Origin of the sequence: Pseudomonas sp. LH21 (genome assembly GCF_036549575.1) — a bacterium.
Classification (GTDB): Bacteria; Pseudomonadota; Gammaproteobacteria; order Pseudomonadales; family Pseudomonadaceae; genus Aquipseudomonas; species Aquipseudomonas peradeniyensis.
Genome location: NZ_CP144367.1, coordinates 5,506,855 through 5,524,302, shown reverse-complemented (window position 1 = coordinate 5,524,302; position 17,448 = coordinate 5,506,855). Strand labels below are relative to the sequence as shown.

General features: G+C 65.0%; 11 protein-coding genes. 9 read left to right on the top strand and 2 right to left on the bottom strand.

All coding sequences use genetic code 11. The features are described 5' to 3' along the window. Nucleotides 1–117 precede the first annotated feature (117 nt). On the bottom strand, nt 118–1,482 hold the full coding sequence (locus VUG52_RS25150) for a formimidoylglutamate deiminase (protein ID WP_331832218.1): 1,365 nt from the start codon (nt 1,480–1,482) through the stop codon (nt 118–120). Nucleotides 1,483–1,626: 144 nt separating this feature from the next. Here VUG52_RS25150 and hutC point away from each other — a divergent pair, with 144 nt between their 5' ends. From hutC to hutG, 7 genes are all read left to right on the top strand, one after another. Continuing rightward, a complete protein-coding gene (gene hutC / locus VUG52_RS25145) occupies nt 1,627–2,337 on the top strand; it encodes a histidine utilization repressor (protein WP_177330863.1) in 711 nt (236 codons plus the stop codon). Further along, nucleotides 2,334–2,906: a HutD/Ves family protein gene (locus VUG52_RS25140; RefSeq protein WP_331832217.1), complete on the top strand. Its 573-nt coding sequence runs from the start codon at nt 2,334–2,336 to the stop codon at nt 2,904–2,906. Before hutC ends, VUG52_RS25140 begins: the two co-directional genes overlap by 4 nt. 249 nt (nt 2,907–3,155) lie before the next feature. Continuing rightward, a complete protein-coding gene (hutU, locus tag VUG52_RS25135) occupies nt 3,156–4,829 on the top strand; it encodes a urocanate hydratase (protein ID WP_213658652.1) in 1,674 nt (557 codons plus the stop codon). 87 nt (nt 4,830–4,916) lie between these two features. Continuing rightward, the gene (gene hutH / locus VUG52_RS25130; RefSeq protein ID WP_331832216.1) at nt 4,917–6,449 is read left to right on the top strand and encodes a histidine ammonia-lyase; all 1,533 of its coding nucleotides are present in this window, start codon (nt 4,917–4,919) and stop codon (nt 6,447–6,449) included. 149 nt (nt 6,450–6,598) lie between these two features. Next, nucleotides 6,599–8,002 carry an amino acid permease gene (locus tag VUG52_RS25125; RefSeq protein ID WP_050707275.1) on the top strand — a complete coding sequence of 468 codons (1,404 nt, stop codon included), beginning with the start codon at nt 6,599–6,601 and terminating at the stop codon, nt 8,000–8,002. Between the two features lie 18 nt (nt 8,003–8,020). Then, nucleotides 8,021–9,226 (top strand): imidazolonepropionase, encoded by a 1,206-nt coding sequence (gene hutI, locus VUG52_RS25120; protein ID WP_050707274.1) that lies wholly within the window; start codon nt 8,021–8,023, stop codon nt 9,224–9,226. 141 nt (nt 9,227–9,367) lie between these two features. Then, nucleotides 9,368–10,171: an N-formylglutamate deformylase gene (hutG, locus tag VUG52_RS25115; RefSeq protein ID WP_050707273.1), complete on the top strand. Its 804-nt coding sequence runs from the start codon at nt 9,368–9,370 to the stop codon at nt 10,169–10,171. A 3-nt stretch (nt 10,172–10,174) separates the two neighbouring features. Here hutG and VUG52_RS25110 read toward each other — a convergent pair whose 3' ends face one another. Then, complete coding sequence (locus VUG52_RS25110; RefSeq protein ID WP_082337825.1) at nt 10,175–15,997, bottom strand: dermonecrotic toxin domain-containing protein; 5,823 nt, start codon at nt 15,995–15,997, stop codon at nt 10,175–10,177. Here VUG52_RS25110 and pip point away from each other — a divergent pair. Further along, entirely contained in the window at nt 15,932–16,903 is a 972-nt protein-coding gene (gene pip, locus VUG52_RS25105) for a prolyl aminopeptidase (RefSeq protein WP_050707271.1), read from the top strand. The genes VUG52_RS25110 and pip overlap by 66 nt on opposite strands. Beyond that, nucleotides 16,900–17,337 (top strand): D-aminoacyl-tRNA deacylase, encoded by a 438-nt coding sequence (gene dtd / locus VUG52_RS25100; protein ID WP_331832215.1) that lies wholly within the window; start codon nt 16,900–16,902, stop codon nt 17,335–17,337. Before pip ends, dtd begins: the two co-directional genes overlap by 4 nt. The last annotated feature ends 111 nt before the right edge of the window (nt 17,338–17,448 follow it).

Here is a 17,448-nt window from a genome sequence, read left to right as displayed (position 1 = left end):
CGTCGGACCGGCCGGAAAGGGCCGCAAAGCGGCCCCGGCGATCTTTGCGTCAACACTGAACCTGGGGCCGCTTCGCGGCCCTCTCGCGGCGCAAGGCCGCTCCTACAGGGACCGCGTTCAGGCTAGAAGCTGGCGCAGGACTGCCACAAACGCCACCGCACTTTCCTCTTCCTGGCCATGCCGCCCCTGGCGCACCACCCACTGCCCGTTGACCATCACATCGCGCACCTGGCGGTCGCCGCCCGCGAACAGCCAGCGGTTGAGGATCGCATCGCCGTCGGCCACGGCCAGATACGGGTCCTGCCCATCGAGCACCAGCCAGTCCGCGCGCTTGCCCACGGCGAGCTCGCCGATCGGCTGCCCCAGTGCCTGGGCGCCACCCGCCAGGGCGGCATCGTAGAGAGTGCGGCCCACCATCGGCTGGTCACTGCGATACAGCCGGTTGCGCCGCTGGTCGCGCAGGCGCTGGCCATACTCCAACCAGCGCAGCTCCTCGACCACGCTGAGCGACACATGGCTGTCCGAGCCAATGCCCATGCGCCCACCCTGGGCCAGGTAGTCCACCGCCGGGAAGATACCGTCGCCAAGGTTAGCCTCGGTGGTCAGGCACAATCCGGCCACCGCACCGCTGCGGGCCATGGCGGCGACTTCGTCGGCTTCGGCGTGGGTGGCGTGGACCAGGCACCAGCGCTTGTCGACTTCGACATGCTCGTACAGCCACTGCAGCGGACGGCGGCCGCTCCAGGCCAGGCAGTCATCGACTTCCTTCTGCTGCTCGGCAATGTGGATATGCACCGGGCAGGCCGCATCGCCGGCGCCCAGCACATCGGCGATCTGGCCCGGCGTCACCGCGCGCAGGGAGTGGAAGCACAGCCCCAGCGCCTGCGCCGGTTGTTGCGCCAGCAAGGGGGCAAGCTGCTGTTGCAGGCGCAGGTACTGCTCGGTGGAGTTGATGAAGCGTCGCTGGCCGTCGTTGGGCGCCTGGCCGCCGAAGCCGGAATGGCTGTACAGCACCGGCAGCAGGGTCAGGCCGATGCCGCTGGCGCTGGCGGCGGCGCTGATGCGGCGCGACAGCTCGGCGGGGTCGGCATAGGCCTGGCCGTTCTGGTCATGGTGCACGTAATGGAACTCGGCCACCGAGGTGTAGCCGGCCTTGAGCATCTCGATGTACAGCTGGCGGGCGATCACCTGCAACTGCTCGGGGGTGATCCGGCCAACCAGGCGGTACATCAGCTCGCGCCAGGTCCAGAAGCTGTCGTTGGGATTGCCGGCCACTTCCGCCAGCCCCGCCATGGCCCGCTGGAACGCGTGCGAGTGCAGGTTGGGCATGCCCGGCAGCAACGGCCCGGCCAGGCGCTCGGCGCCATCGGCGCTGGCATCGGCCTCGATCGAGGCCAGTCGGCCGTCGGCAGCGACCTCCAGACGGACATTGCGGGCCCAGCCCGAGGGCAGCAGGGCGCGTTCGGCGAAGTAGGCGGACATCGGTGAAATCCTGTTATTGTTAACTTGTATATACATATACAGCCGTTTGCCTGCCGGGTAAACTCCGGCAAGCTACCGTTCACTCCAACCGCACAAGGATTCAACGCCGTGCCGACACCTCCTGTCTCCGCGCTGGTTGCCCAGATGGGCGAAGGGCCGGCGCCGCTCTACGCCCGGGTGAAACAGATGATCATCCAGCAGATCGAGAGCGGCAGCTGGCCGCCTCATCACCGGGTGCCCTCGGAGAGCGAACTGGTCAGCGAGCTGGGCTTCAGCCGCATGACCATCAACCGCGCCCTGCGCGAACTGACCGCCGAAGGCCTGCTGGTGCGCATGCAGGGCGTCGGCACCTTCGTCGCCGAGCCCAAGAGCCGTTCGGCGCTGTTCGAGGTCAACAACATCGCCGACGAGATCGCCGGCCGTGGCCACCAGCATAGCTGCCAGGTGATCACCCTGGCCGAGGAGGCCGCGGGCTCCGAGCGCGCCCTGGCCCTGGACATGCGCGAAGGCCAGCGGGTGTTCCACTCGCTGATCGTGCATTACGAGAACGGCGTGCCGGTGCAGATCGAGGACCGCTACGTCAACGCGGCCATCGCCCCGGACTACCTCAAGCAGGATTTCACCCGGCAGACGCCCTACGCCTACCTGTCGCAGGTTGCGCCGCTCACCGAAGGCGAGCACGTGGTCGAGGCCATCCTCGCCGAGCCTGAAGAATGCACGCTGTTGCAGATCGAGCGGGGCGAGCCGTGCCTGCTGATCCGCCGCCGCACCTGGTCGGGGCGCCAGCCGGTGACCGCCGCGCGCCTGATCCACCCCGGTTCCCGTCACCGTCTGGAAGGACGATTCAGTAAATGACTCAGTTGCAGCTGTTGCGTGCCCGGGATTATCCGCGCATGCCCTGGAAGAACGGTGGTGGCTTCACCGAAGAGATCACCCGCGATGCCGGCGACAGCCTGGACGGTTTCGGCTGGCGCCTGTCGATTGCCGATATCGAGGAGTCCGGCGGCTTTTCCACCTTTGCCGGGTATCAGCGGATCATCACCGTGCTGCAGGGCGACGGCATGCGCCTGCTGGTCGATGGTCAGGCCAGCCGGCCGCTGCTGCCGTTCGATGCGTTTGCCTTCAGTGGCGAGAGCCAGGTCAGCTGCAAGCTGCTGGGCGGGGCGATTCGCGATTTCAACCTGATCTATGCGCCGCAGCGATATCGGGCGCGGTTGCAGTGGTTCGATGGCGGCAACCGGGTGTTCAGTTCGGCGTCGACGCTGTTGCTGTTTGCCGCCAGCAATCATGTCGAGGTGGGGTTGGCCGGGGAGGAGACGCAGCAGCTTGGGCGGTATGACTGCCTGCGGATCGATGGCAACGAGGGGTTGCTTGAGCTGGATGTACAGGGGCGGTTCTGCCTGATCGAGCTGATTCAGCGCTGAGTTCGAATTACGTGAATTGGGGCTGCTGCGCAGCCCTTTCGCGGCACAAGGCCGCTCCTACAGGTCCCGCGCAATCCTGTAGGAGCGGCCTTGTGCCGCGAAAGGGCCGCGCAGCGGCCCCTTTTCGTTTTCATCCGAGGAATGGTCGTTCTTTTTTGGTTGCCTATGCTTGTACATACAAGTAAAGGTGTGTTTGTATAGTCGCCACGACACACACATGCCGTCGGACGACCGCAGAGGACCTCTCCCGTGACTGACAACAACAAATACCGTGACGTAGAAATCCGTGCCCCGCGTGGCAACAAGCTGACCGCCAAGAGCTGGCTGACCGAAGCTCCGCTGCGCATGCTGATGAACAACCTCGACCCGCAGGTCGCCGAAAACCCGAAAGAGCTGGTGGTGTACGGCGGCATCGGCCGCGCCGCGCGCAACTGGGAGTGCTACGACAAGATTGTCGAGACCCTGACCCGCCTGGAAGACGACGAAACCCTGCTGGTGCAGTCGGGCAAGCCGGTCGGCGTGTTCAAGACCCACAGCAACGCCCCGCGCGTGCTGATCGCCAACTCCAACCTGGTACCGCACTGGGCCAACTGGGAACACTTCAACGAGCTGGATGCCAAGGGCCTGGCCATGTATGGTCAGATGACCGCCGGCAGCTGGATCTACATCGGCAGCCAGGGCATCGTCCAGGGCACCTACGAAACCTTCGTCGAAGCCGGCCGCCAGCACTACAACGGCAGCCTGAAAGGCAAGTGGGTACTGACCGCGGGCCTCGGTGGCATGGGCGGCGCCCAGCCTCTGGCCGCAACCCTGGCCGGCGCCTGTTCGCTGAACATCGAGTGCCAGCAGAGCCGCATCGATTTCCGCCTGGAAACCCGCTACGTCGATGAGCAGGCCAAGGACCTGGACGACGCCCTGGCGCGCATCGCCAAATACACCGCCGAAGGCAAGGCCATCTCCATCGCCCTGCACGGCAACGCCGCCGAGATCCTGCCGGAGTTGGTCAAGCGTGGCGTGCGCCCGGACATGGTCACCGACCAGACCAGCGCCCACGACCCGCTCAACGGCTACCTGCCGGCCGGCTGGACCTGGGAGCAATACCGCGACCGCGCCCAGACCGACCCGGCTGCCGTGGTGAAAGCCGCCAAGCAATCGATGGCCGTGCACGTCAAGGCGATGCTCGACTTCCAGAAGCAAGGCATCCCGACCTTCGACTACGGCAACAACATCCGCCAGATGGCCAAGGAAGAGGGTGTGACCAACGCCTTCGACTTCCCAGGCTTCGTACCGGCCTACATCCGCCCGCTGTTCTGCCGCGGTGTCGGTCCGTTCCGCTGGGCCGCGCTGTCCGGCGACGCCGAGGACATCTACAAGACCGACGCCAAGGTCAAGGAACTGATCCCGGACGACGCCCACCTGCACCGCTGGCTGGACATGGCCCGTGAGCGCATCAGCTTCCAGGGCCTGCCGGCACGTATTTGCTGGGTCGGCCTGGGCCTGCGCGCCAAACTGGGCCTGGCGTTCAACGAGATGGTGCGCAGCGGCGAGCTGTCGGCGCCGGTAGTGATCGGCCGTGACCACCTGGACTCGGGTTCGGTGTCCAGCCCCAACCGCGAGACCGAAGCCATGCGCGACGGCTCCGACGCGGTCTCCGACTGGCCGCTGCTCAACGCCCTGCTCAACACTGCGGGCGGCGCCACCTGGGTTTCACTGCACCACGGCGGTGGCGTGGGCATGGGCTTCTCCCAGCACTCGGGCATGGTCATTGTCTGCGACGGTACCGACGAGGCCGCCGAGCGTATCGCCCGCGTGCTGACCAACGACCCGGGGACCGGCGTGATGCGCCACGCCGATGCCGGTTACCAGATCGCCATCGACTGCGCCAAGGAGCAGGGCCTGGACCTGCCGATGATCACCGGCTGATCGCCGCGCTTTGGATCGCACCCTTCACGGGTGATACTGAACAACAAGAAGGGGCCCCGCGTGGCCCCAAGCGATTGGAGTAGCGAAGTGACCGAATTGACCCTCAAGCCCGGCACCCTGACCCTGGCCCAGCTGCGCGCCATCCATGCCGCCCCTGTGCGCCTGCAACTGGATGCCAGCGCCGCGCCGGCCATCGACGCCAGCGTCGCCTGTGTCGAGCAGATCATCGCCGAAGACCGCACCGCCTACGGTATCAACACCGGTTTCGGCCTGCTGGCCTCGACCCGCATCGCCAGCCACGACCTGGAGAACCTGCAGCGTTCGCTGGTGCTGTCCCACGCCGCCGGTATCGGCGCGCCGCTGGACGACAGCCTGGTGCGCCTGATAATGGTGCTGAAGATCAACAGCCTAAGCCGCGGCTTCTCCGGTATCCGCCGCAAGGTGATCGATGCGCTGATCGCCCTGGTCAACGCCGAAGTCTACCCACACATCCCGCTCAAAGGCTCGGTCGGCGCCTCGGGCGACCTGGCCCCGTTGGCGCACATGTCGCTGGTGTTGCTGGGTGAAGGCAAGGCCCGTTACAAGGGCCAGTGGCTGTCGGCTACCGAAGCCCTGGCCGTTGCCGGCCTGGAGCCGCTGACCCTGGCCGCCAAAGAAGGCCTGGCCCTGCTCAACGGTACCCAGGCGTCCACCGCCTACGCCCTGCGCGGTCTGTTCCAGGCCGAAGACCTGTACGCCGCGGCCATCGCCTGCGGCGGCCTGACCGTGGAAGCGGCACTGGGTTCGCGCTCGCCGTTCGATGCGCGTATCCATGAAGTGCGTGGCCAGCGCGGCCAGATCGACACCGCCGCCTGCTTCCGCGACCTGCTGGGCGACACCAGCGAAGTGTCGCTGTCGCACAAGAACTGCGACAAGGTCCAGGACCCGTACTCCCTGCGCTGCCAGCCCCAGGTCATGGGCGCCTGCCTGACCCAGATCCGCCAGGCCGCCGAAGTACTGGGTATCGAAGCCAACGCCGTGTCGGACAACCCGCTGGTGTTCGCCGCCGAAGGTGACGTTATCTCCGGCGGCAACTTCCACGCCGAACCCGTGGCCATGGCTGCCGACAACCTGGCACTGGCCATTGCCGAGATCGGCTCGCTGAGCGAGCGTCGCATCTCACTGATGATGGACAAGCACATGTCCCAGCTGCCGCCGTTCCTGGTGGAAAACGGCGGGGTCAACTCCGGCTTCATGATCGCCCAGGTCACTGCCGCCGCGCTGGCCAGCGAGAACAAGGCGCTGTCGCACCCGCACAGCGTCGACAGCCTGCCGACCTCGGCCAACCAGGAAGACCACGTGTCGATGGCCCCGGCTGCCGGCAAGCGCCTGTGGGAAATGGCCGAGAACACCCGTGGCGTGCTGGCCATCGAATGGCTTGGCGCCTGCCAGGGCCTGGACCTGCGCAAGGGGCTGAAGACTTCGGTCAAGCTGGAGCAGGCGCGCCAGGCGCTGCGCAAGGACGTGCCGCACTATGACCGCGACCGTTTCTTCGCGCCGGATATCGAGGTGGCGTCCGAGCTGCTGGCCAAAGGTACCTTGACCGGCCTGCTGCCGGCTGGGGTCCTGCCTAGCCTGTAATGCCGTCGGGGGCCGCTTTGCGGCCCTTTCGCGGCGCAAGGCCGCTCCTGCACAGGCAATGCGTTCCCCTGTAGGAGCGGCCTTGTGCCGCGATGGGCTGCGCAGCAGCCCCCTCATTCTCACGACCAGAACAACAATAAGGACGTGACATGCAACAAGCTCAAGGTCTCAAGCGCGGGCTATCGGCCCGGCATATCCGTTTCATGGCGCTCGGTTCGGCAATCGGTACCGGGCTTTTCTACGGTTCGGCCTCGGCCATCCAGATGGCCGGCCCGGCCGTGCTGCTGGCCTACCTGATCGGCGGCGCTGCCGTTTTCATGGTCATGCGCGCCCTCGGCGAGATGGCCGTGCACAACCCGGTGGCCGGCTCCTTCGGCCACTACGCCAGCACCTACCTCGGCCCCATGGCCGGCTTCATCCTCGGCTGGACCTATGCCTTCGAGATGGTCATCGTCGCCATCGCCGACGTCACCGCCTTCGGTATCTACATGGGCTTCTGGTTCCCCGAGGTCGCCCGCTGGATCTGGGTGCTGGGCATCGTCTTCCTGATCGGCGGCCTGAACCTGTGCAACGTGCGGGTCTTCGGCGAGATGGAGTTCTGGCTGTCGCTGCTCAAGGTCGGCGCCATCGTCGCGATGATCCTCGCGGGCCTCGGCATCATGGCCTTCGGCTTCAGCCAGGTGGGCACCGGGCACGCGGTCGGGGTGAGCAACCTGTTCGACCACGGCGGCTTCATGCCCAATGGCGTCAGTGGCCTGATCGCCTCGTTCGCGGTGGTGATGTTCGCCTTCGGCGGCATCGAGATCATCGGCGTCACCGCCGGTGAGGCGAAAGACCCACAGCGCGTGATCCCAAAAGCGATCAACGCCGTGCCGCTGCGCATCCTGCTGTTCTACGTGCTCACCCTGTTCGTGCTGATGTGCCTGTACCCGTGGCCGCAGATCGGCAGCCAGGGCAGCCCGTTCGTGCAGATCTTCAGCAACCTGGGGATTGGTTCGGCCGCGGCCGTGCTCAATATCGTGGTGATCTCGGCGGCCATCTCGGCGATCAACAGCGACATCTTCGGCGCCGGCCGCATGATGTACGGTCTGGCCCAGCACGGCCAGGCGCCACGCGGCTTCGGCAAACTGTCGAAACACGGCGTGCCGTGGATGACCGTGGTGGTGATGGGCGCGGCGCTGCTGATCGGCGTGCTGCTCAATTACCTGATCCCGGAAAACGTGTTCCTGCTGATCGCTTCGATCGCCACTTTCGCCACCGTATGGGTGTGGCTGATGATCCTGGTCACCCAGGTCGCCATGCGCCGCAGCATGAGCCGCGAGGAGGTCGCCCAGCTCAAGTTCCCGGTACCGTTCTGGCCCTATGGCCCGGCCCTGGCCATTGCCTTCATGGTGTTCATTTTCGGTGTGCTCGGCTACTTCCCCGACACCCAGGCGGCCTTGATCGTCGGGGTGATCTGGGTGGTGTTCCTGGTGGCCTCCTACCTGCTGTGGTGCAAGCCGCGCGCCGGTGGTGGCGAGCCGCTCCGGGAGCCTGCCGAGCTGCACCGCTGAATTAGAAAGGAGATCCTGATGAGAACCCTCTGGCAGCACTGCCACGCCGCGACCATGACCGACGGCCGTTACTCGATCATCGAGGACGCGTCGATTGTCACCAGCGCTGGTCTGATCGAGTGGATCGGCCCGCGCGATGACGTGCCGCCGGTCGTGGCCGACCGTGTCGTCGACCTGGGCGGTGCCTGGGTCACCCCCGGGCTGATCGACTGCCACACCCACGCGGTGTTCGGCGGCAACCGCAGCGGCGAGTTCGAGCAGCGCCTGCAGGGCGTCAGCTATGCCGAGATCGCTGCCCAAGGCGGCGGTATCGCCAGCACCGTGCGGGCCACCCGCGCGGCCAGCGAGGACGAACTGCTGGCCAGTGCCCGCCAGCGGGTCCAGGCACTGATGCGCGACGGCGTGACCACGATCGAGATCAAGTCCGGCTACGGCCTGGACCTTGAGAACGAACGCAAGATGCTGCGCGTCGCCCGGCGTCTGGGCGAGGAACTGCCGGTCACCGTGCGCAGCACCTGCCTGGCCGCCCACGCTCTGCCGCCGGAATACGCGGGCAGGGCGGACGACTACATTGACCATATCTGCGAGCAGATGCTTCCGGCGCTGGCCGCCGAGGGACTGGTGGATGCGGTGGATGCCTTCTGCGAACACCTGGCGTTCTCCCCGGCCCAGGTCGAGCGCCTGTTCATCAAGGCGCGCGAGCTGGGGCTGCCGGTCAAGCTGCACGCCGAGCAGTTGTCATCGCTGCACGGCTCGAGCCTGGCGGCCCGCTACCAGGCGCTGTCGGCCGATCACCTGGAGTTCATGACCGAGGAAGACGCCATCGCCATGGCCGAGGCCGGCACCGTTGCCGTGCTGTTGCCGGGGGCGTTCTACTTCCTGCGCGAAACCCAGTTGCCACCGATGGACGCCCTGCGCCGGCATGGCGTGAAGATTGCCTTGGCCAGCGATCTCAACCCAGGTACTTCACCGGGGCTGTCGCTGCGCCTGATGCTGAACATGGGCTGCACCTGTTTCCGCATGACCCCGGAAGAAGCGCTGGCCGGCGTCACCGTGCATGCCGCCACGGCGTTGGGGCTGGGCGACAGCCACGGCTCGCTGGAAGTGGGCAAGGTGGCGGACTTCATCGCTTGGCAGATCGAACGCCCGGCCGACCTCAGCTACTGGCTCGGCGGTGACTTGCCCAAGCGCGTGGTGCGCCTGGGGCATGAGATATCCAACTGAAAGGCTCAGAGTTGCACTGCGGTGCCGGAAGCAGAGCTTCGTGGGAGCGGGCTTGCCCCGCGATGGATGGCACCGGCTTCGCCGGTATCGCGGGGCAAGCCCGCTCCCACGAAGGTCAATCAGATACGCTGTAGGAGTCATATGGACAAGGTATTGAGTTTTCACCAGGGCCGCCTGCCACTGCTGATCAGCATGCCCCACGCCGGGCTGGGCCTGACGCCAGCCGTGCGCAATGGCCTGGTCGACCAGGCACGCAGCCTGCCTGACACCGACTGGCATATTCCGCGCCTGTACGACTTCGCCCGTGACCTGGGCGCCAGTGTGGTGGCGGCGGAGTATTCGCGCTTCGTCATCGACCTGAACCGCCCGGATGACGACAAGCCGCTGTACGCCGGCGCCACCACCGGCCTGTACCCGGCGACCTTGTTCGATGGCAAGCCGTTGTTCAAGGACGGGCAGGTGCCGAGCGCCGATGAGCGGGCGACGTACCTGGAAGGGATCTGGCGCCCGTACCACGACACGATTCGTCGTGAACTGGAGCGCCTGCGTGCCGAGTTCGGCTATGCGTTGCTGTGGGATGCCCACTCGATCCGTTCGCTGATCCCGCACCTGTTCGACGGCAAGCTGCCGGACTTCAACCTAGGCACCTTCAACGGCGCCAGTTGCGATCCCGAGCTGGCCGAGCGGCTGCAGGGCGTGTGCGCCGAATTCCCGCAGTACAGCCATGTACTCAACGGCCGCTTCAAGGGCGGACACATCACCCGCCACTACGGTGACCCTTCCCGACAGATCCATGCCGTGCAACTGGAGCTGGCGCAGAGCACATACATGAATGAAGTCGAGCCATTCGCCTACCGCGAGGACCTGGCGCAACCGACCCAGGTGGTCCTGGGACGGTTGCTGGAGACAGTCCTCGCATGGGGCCGGGAGCGATACGGGCGTTAGCCCTCAACTGCGATCCGGGTTGGCCAGCGTGGTCAGTTCACGGATCAGGTGCTGTTCCCGTGCCTGCTTGTCGTTTTCCAGCGCCTCGTACTCGGGGGCCAGTTCTTCTAGGCTTTGCGGGGACTCGTCCAGGGCGCTGACCTGCGCCCTGTACTGCTGCTCGATGGCGTCGAAGCGTGCTGCGTAGGTCAGCCGCAGGTACCGGCACCATTCGTCATTGCTCGCGGCATACCTCAGGAACGACTCACCCTGCTCATCCCGGTGTACCTGGTCCATCGCCGCTGTCAGCTCGCTGCGGCTGACATCGGCAAAGGCCTCGTAGAGCATGTTGTCGTCGGGTACGCCCAGCTTCAGCTCCTGGTTCAGCCCGCGGCGATAGGCCAGGCGGACCTCCGCCTCGTCCCGGCCTTTGGCTTTGTCGCGGGCGATCTCATCCAGTCGGTACAGGCGGTAGAGACGCGTGAGTTCCTGGTAGAGCGTATGTTCCGTATCGCCTGCGGTTCTCAGCAGGCTACGGCTGTCGATCAACAGCTCGATGTTCTGGAACACCAGCAATGCCCCGTCGTGACAGGTCTGGCTGCCGGTGTCCGGTTGCACCAGTGCCTCCTGTGCGATGGCATTGAACAGCGCGCGTTCTTCCGGCCTGACCAGCGCCTTGATCAGGACCATGCGCACGCGCTGGCAGAAGGACGGGCGGGTGGCGCCATTGCGAAAGGGGGCTGACTGCTGCAGGCGCCCGACCAGCGACAGCAGGTTGCCCGCATCGCCGGCCTGTTGCAGTTGCTGCCAGGCATCGCGCAGCGCTTCGTTTTCCAGCTGTGCGCCTTGCAGCCAGGCCTCCAGGCGCGGCTGGTCCTCGGCAAGGGGAAGGATTGGATTATGCAGGTGCCCTCCCGCCAGTTCCTCATCCGAAGACGTCGCGGTCAGCAAGTCATCGGGCAGGCTCATGGCGAAGGTGAAGTTGCGCTGGGTATCGGAGGATGTGCGTGCGCGGAACATGGTGCTGCGGGTCAGTGGGTTGTCGAACAGGGCAATGGACGACACGGGGAAGTCATGATCGAGGTTGCTGAAGATGTGTTCAGGCAGTTCGGTCAAGCGGTTCTCGCTCAGGTCGAGCAGCTCCAGCGGCAGCAGGCTGTCTAGCCAGGTGGGCCAGCGCTCGATGCCCATGTTGTTCAGTTCAAGCCGGCTCAGGTTGCGCAAGGTCTCGGGCACCTCGGTGATAGTGCCCAGGCGGTTGCCGGCCAGCTCCAGTGTGCTGAGATTGCCCAATGTGGCGAACGTGGCGAGTACGCTGTCATCGATTACCAGACCCATGTCGCGCAGGGACAGGTAGATAAGCCTGGGAAGCCGTCGGAGTGCCGTCGGCAGTGTCTGGCTTGGCTGGGCGTGTTCGACGAGGCTGAGGTTTTCCACCAAGGGGAAGCGCCTCAGGAAGTCATCCAGCTGGGCGGTCGTGCTGCTGATCCTGGCCAGTGACAGGCTTCGGACCCGTTGGTGGAAGAAAGCCGGCAGACTCGGAGGAAAATGCTCCAGGGCGATGTTCTCCAGGCGCAGTGTTGTCTGGCGCATGCCCAGTTCCTGGTTGCGCCAGAACGTGTTGATGCTGACCCCGATCCGGTTGCGCATGGCCATGGCGCCCTGGCTCAGCGGCGCCGTCGAGCTTGAGGCGTTGGCCCAATTGTCGAGAGCATCGCGCAATGCTTCGCGCTGCTGGGTGTAGTGGCGCAGCCGGGTATTCAGGGAGGGTGAAATGTCAGCATGGATCCGTCCGGCCTGACCCTGTTGATTGAGCATGATGCGCAGCAGTTGATCCTCGATGATGGGATTGCCTTCCAGGGCAATGACTGTGTGGGTGGCGAGGTCCGGTTCATTGCTCGTGAGAAAGCTCGGCAGTGAGCGGATACGGTTGTCGCGTAACGAGACTTCCCTGATGCGGGTCAGGGGGCGTGGCCTGAGGCCTTGGGGCCAATGGTCGAGCGTCATGCGCTCGAGGCCCAGGTAGTCGAGGGTCAGGCCTTCGAAAGCCTGGTAGCCGTGGGTGAGCAGCCGATTGCCATCCAGGGTGAGCCGGCGCAAGCGTGGCAACGTTCGCAGGCTTTCGATCTCCCTGCTCGACAGCGGCAGGTTCAGGTTGGTGATGCTGAGGGATTCAAGCTGCGGAAGGCGACGGATGATTGAACCGAGGTCGTACAGGAAGTCGGAAGCTGGCGCGTTGTCGACATAAGGTCGGGTCACTTCCAGTGAGTGTAAGCCTGGGAACTGCTGGAACAGATTGGTGAGCAAACGTTCGCGCCGTCCCAGACTCGAAGCGCTGCCGTGGGATGGGTCGATGAGCTGAAGGTGCCTGACACTTTCGCCAAAAAACGTGGGCAGGTCGGATGGGAAGGTGTCCAGCGCGATCTGCTCCAGGCGAAGTGGTGTCGTCTCGTGAGGCGTCACAGGCAGGGCGTTGTCATACCAGTGCTGGATGAGCCGCTCGTGCAAGGTGTCGATCGCGTCAGTGTCATGCCCGGCTGTGGATCGTGTCGTTCGTCGCCATTCGGCCAGCGTGCGACGTAAGGATGTGTGTTGTTCGAGCAATGCTTGCAAGCGCAGGTTTATCTCGCTTCGGCTTAGTCCGCTGCCTTCCAGGTCGGCCAGTATCTGGTCGGCCGTGCGCGTCGTGTGTACGGGCAGACCAGTCTCCCTGATCATGCGCAGCAGGGTGTGGCGGGTAAACCCGCCCCCAGTGCCGCCTTGGCCGCCCAGTGGGTATCCCAGGCGGCCATCGGCCAGACGCATCGGCGAGTGGAAGCCTTGTCGCACGGGCTGCATGCGCAACACCTTTCTCAACGTCTCGCGCGAAAGTCGAGGCCTCTGGCGAAGCAGGCGCTTGAGCGCTTGCGTGTAGCTCGCTCCCAAGTTGGCCAGTACGGTGATTGCGGGTGTTGGCAGGGCTTTCATCAGCGCACTGTAGAGTGTGTCGTGAAGCATCTCAGAGGCTTGCGAGGCACTGCTGCCGTCGACGATATAGCCGGTTGTCGTGCTGAAAATGATGGCGTTGGGCTCAGCGGCCTGTGCTCCGATTCGTGTGCGCTCGATGGGCCAGTGCAGGTGTTGCTCAAGATCGATGACCGTATCGGCGGGCCAGCCGGGAAGCTGTTCCAGCGTATGCAGAATCAAGCGGTCAGTGTCCCAGTTGCGTACCGCGTCCAGATACAGCCCTTCATAGGCGCGGGCCAGGCGAACCTGCTGCTGGTAGGTGCGAGACTCTGCGGCAAGGCGGGCGTGGATCCTGCCTTGATCCAGGCTCTGCAACTCCACCTGGCTGGCATTGCGCAACAGCTCTTCGATGACGGGAAGCGGCAGCTGTGGATAACGTTGCCGCAGGGTGGCGCCGCGAGCGGCGGGCTTGGCGTACAAAAGGTCGTAGCGCTTCTGGAACGTCTTGCGCAGCATGTGGGGTTCAGTCACTGAGGTGCGCAGTTCCTGATCCAGCTTGAAACGAGACAGCGTGTCTTCCAGCAATGCCGGCAGGCGCAGGTTCCGGCTGACGACTCGGCGCAACACGGACACATCGGTGGCGCTGACTTCAAGTATCTGGGCCAGGGTGGCTTCGTCGAACTCCGCAGCCAGCTGGCCTGCCCGGTTGGCCAACTGGTTCAGTGGCCATGCCTGTGGTCGGTCCAGGCCATGCAGCCATGCACCTGCGCCATTGTGGCGCAATCGAGGTTGATAGCCATGGGGGCTTTGCGGGTGTACGAGGACGTAGTCGTGGGGCACTGTAATGGGGCTGACTGAAAACAGGCGGTCTTCCAGCGCCAGCCAGGTCTTGCCTGCGTGGTGGTACAAGCCGAACTCATCCGCCTTCAAGCCTGCAGGCAGCACAATGTCATGGGCAAACGGTTTCAGGTCCGGGGACCACAGGCGGACATCGCCGTCAGGCCTGCGCACGGGCTCCAGTTCTTCGACAAATGAAGGCGTCTCGACAGTGATTTTCTCGACGGCAGGTTTTCCGCCGCTCGCCTCCCAGACGCCCAGTACCGCCAACTGGGCAACGTTCTCAACCACGTCTACCAGGTAGGCCAGGGCTTGCTGTCTGTCGCCCCGCGCCCAGCTGGCAAACCCTTCGTATACCTCATGCCCCAGTTGCAGCGCGGTCAGCCCCAGCATCACCGGGCCCAGGGCCGGCACGAAGAAAACGCCCAGGGCCAGGGCGTCGAAGGCCAGGCCGGTGTAGTACGCCAGCTGTTTCTGCGCTGTTATCCGGTCTTCCGTCGCGGTGGGGACCGCGTGGAACAGGGCATCGTCCGAGAGCCTTTGGCGTTTCTGCGCGACCAGCGCCTCGCGCAGGCCTTGCCCGAAGGGCTGCTGTGCCGCCGTCACTCGAGCATTCGGATCGCGCACACGGTTTACCGTGCCGCCGTATTGGCCCGGAATGACCTTGGAGGTACGCCAGTCCACCGGTTGCAGGCAGTCCAGCAACTGGGTGTAGAAGGCACTGCTGTCCCGTGCCGGCACGCTGTCGAGCAGTTGCCGGCGGGTCATGGCCCCCAGCTGTTCGCGCAGGTAGGCCTGCAGCGCCTCGGCGGTGGCGTGGCGCTGCAAGGGGATTCGCGCGCCGGGCAGGTAGGTGACCAGCCAACCCTGGAAGGGCAGATTAAACGCAGGGTAGCGCGCTGGCATGCTGGGGCCGGATTCGACACCGAAGATCAACGCGCCCGTTACCGAGCTGCCGAACAGTTGCAGGAAGGTCGCGCCCAGCGGGCGGCCTTCGTACTCGGCCTGGCCGTGTTCGACCAGCTTGAGCAAGGCCGCATACAGGGGTTGCTCGAGCCTTTCGCCGAGGTAGGCCCTGTGCAGCTCCAGGCGCAGGGTGCTCAGCTCAGCGTCGCCGAATACCTTGGCCGCCTGCGGATCCGCCTGACAGACCGTTTCGATCAGCGCCTGGTACTGACCACCGATGTCCAGCTCGCGGGAGAGTGCCGCGAATTCGCTCGGCGAGATCCCGACCTGGTTGCCGCTGGGCACCACGCCCACGAACGCATTGCTGTCGAGCACCCGTGAGCTGAGCCTGGCGGTATCCAGCCCACCGGGCAGCGCATGTTCGGCCTCGAAGTTCTGCAAGGCGCTGTGCAGCAAGGACTGGGTGGCTCGTCTGAACGACCGCGCCGCCTGAACGATAGGGTCGCCGTAAGAGGCGTCCTGATAAGCCTCGGCCCGGCGGGCGTTGAACAGGTAGGTCCTGTTCACGTCCAGCTCCAGGTCAAAGCGCTGCTTGATCGCCTGGGTCAGCTGCTGCGTGGCGAACTGCCGTAGATCGGGTAGCTGCTTGAGCAGCCTGGCCACATCGTCCTGGGTCTTTCGATGGGTGCCATATTCCTGCACCAGTTGCCGGGCAATGTCCGGATGGGCCAGGCAGGCCCTGTCGAACCAGGCGCTTGGCCGGCTCAGGGCATTGCGCATGTGGGCATGGGCCGGCTTTGCGACGTGCTTCAGCCAGTCAGGCATCTTGTCGGCGATCAGCCGTTTCGACAGTGAGCCTATGGGTTCGTCCGTTGCTGGCGCGCCAGCGACGCCGTTGTTGTTGACGCTCATGATGGGGCCTCGATGGAAGGGAGGCCCGGATGGTATGGACTGATTCACCGGCCCAGGACATAACATGATCTGGCCGTCGGACCTGTCGGTACGCATCGCATCCAGCACGAGAGCATGCTCAAAGCGCAATTCAGGTTTATGATGCCCAACGGCAGACAATATCCTCACACGGAGTGCGCGATGCAGACCCTCTACCCGCAGATCAAACCCTACGCCCGGCACGATCTGGCCGTGGAAGCGCCGCATGTGCTGTATGTCGATGAGAGCGGCTCGCCGGAAGGTCTGCCCGTGGTGTTCATCCACGGTGGCCCGGGCGCGGGCTGCGATGCCCAGAGCCGTTGCTACTTCGACCCCAACCTGTACCGCATCGTCACCTTCGACCAGCGTGGCTGCGGTCGCTCCACGCCCCATGCGAGCCTGGAGAACAACACCACCTGGCACCTGGTCGAGGACCTGGAGCGCATCCGCGAGCACCTCGGCATCGACAAGTGGGTGCTGTTCGGCGGTTCCTGGGGCTCAACCCTGGCCCTGGCCTACGCCCAGAAACACCCCGAGCGCGTGCATGGCCTGATCCTGCGCGGCATCTTCCTGTGCCGCCCGCAGGAGATCCACTGGTTCTACCAGGAAGGCGCCAGCCGCCTGTTCCCCGACTACTGGCAGGACTACATCGCGCCGATCCCGCCGGAAGAGCGCGGCGACCTGGTCAAGGCCTTCCACAAGCGCCTGACCGGCAACGACCAGATCGCCCAGATGCACGCCGCCAAGGCCTGGTCCACCTGGGAGGGCCGCACCGCGACCCTGCGCCCGAACCCGCTGGTGGTCGACCGTTTCTCCGAGCCGCAGCGCGCCCTGTCGATCGCCCGCATCGAATGCCACTACTTCACCAACAACGCTTTCCTCGAACAGGACCAGCTGATCCGCGACATGCCGAAGATCGCTCACCTGCCGGCGGTGATCGTGCATGGTCGCTATGACGTGATCTGCCCGCTGGACAACGCCTGGGAGCTGCACCAGGCCTGGCCGAACAGCGAGCTGAAGGTGATCCGCGACGCCGGCCATGCCGCCTCCGAGCCTGGCATCACCGACGCCCTGGTACGCGCCGCCGACCAGATGGCCCGGCGCCTGCTCGACCTGCCCCTGGAAGAAGCATGAAGGGGCTGATCCAGCGCGTGCGTGGCGCCCGGGTGGAAGTGGCAGGGGAGATTGTCGGCGCCATCGACCAGGGGTTGCTGGCGCTGGTGGCGGTCGAGCCTGAAGATTCGCCCGAGCATGCCGACAAGCTGTTGCACAAGCTGCTGAACTACCGGGTGTTCAGCGACGAGCAGGGCAAGATGAACCGCTCGCTCAAGGATGTCGGCGGCGGCCTGCTGCTGGTGTCGCAGTTCACCCTGGCCGCCGATACCCGCAACGGCATGCGCCCGAGCTTTTCCACGGCGGCGCCACCGGCCCTCGGCGCCGAGCTGTTCGACTATCTGCTGCGCCAGGCACAGGTCCAACACCCGCTTGTGGCCAGTGGTCGCTTCGGTGCAGACATGCAGGTGCATCTGGTCAATGATGGCCCGGTAACATTTATGTTACAAATATGAGGTCAAAAAACCCTTTGTTTGTCGAAAAACAAGGGGTTTTGTACGATAAATAGTTTGTTCAGCCTGATGCGTTGTAACGCGACCTGCTGGATAATCGCGCGCTGCATGAAC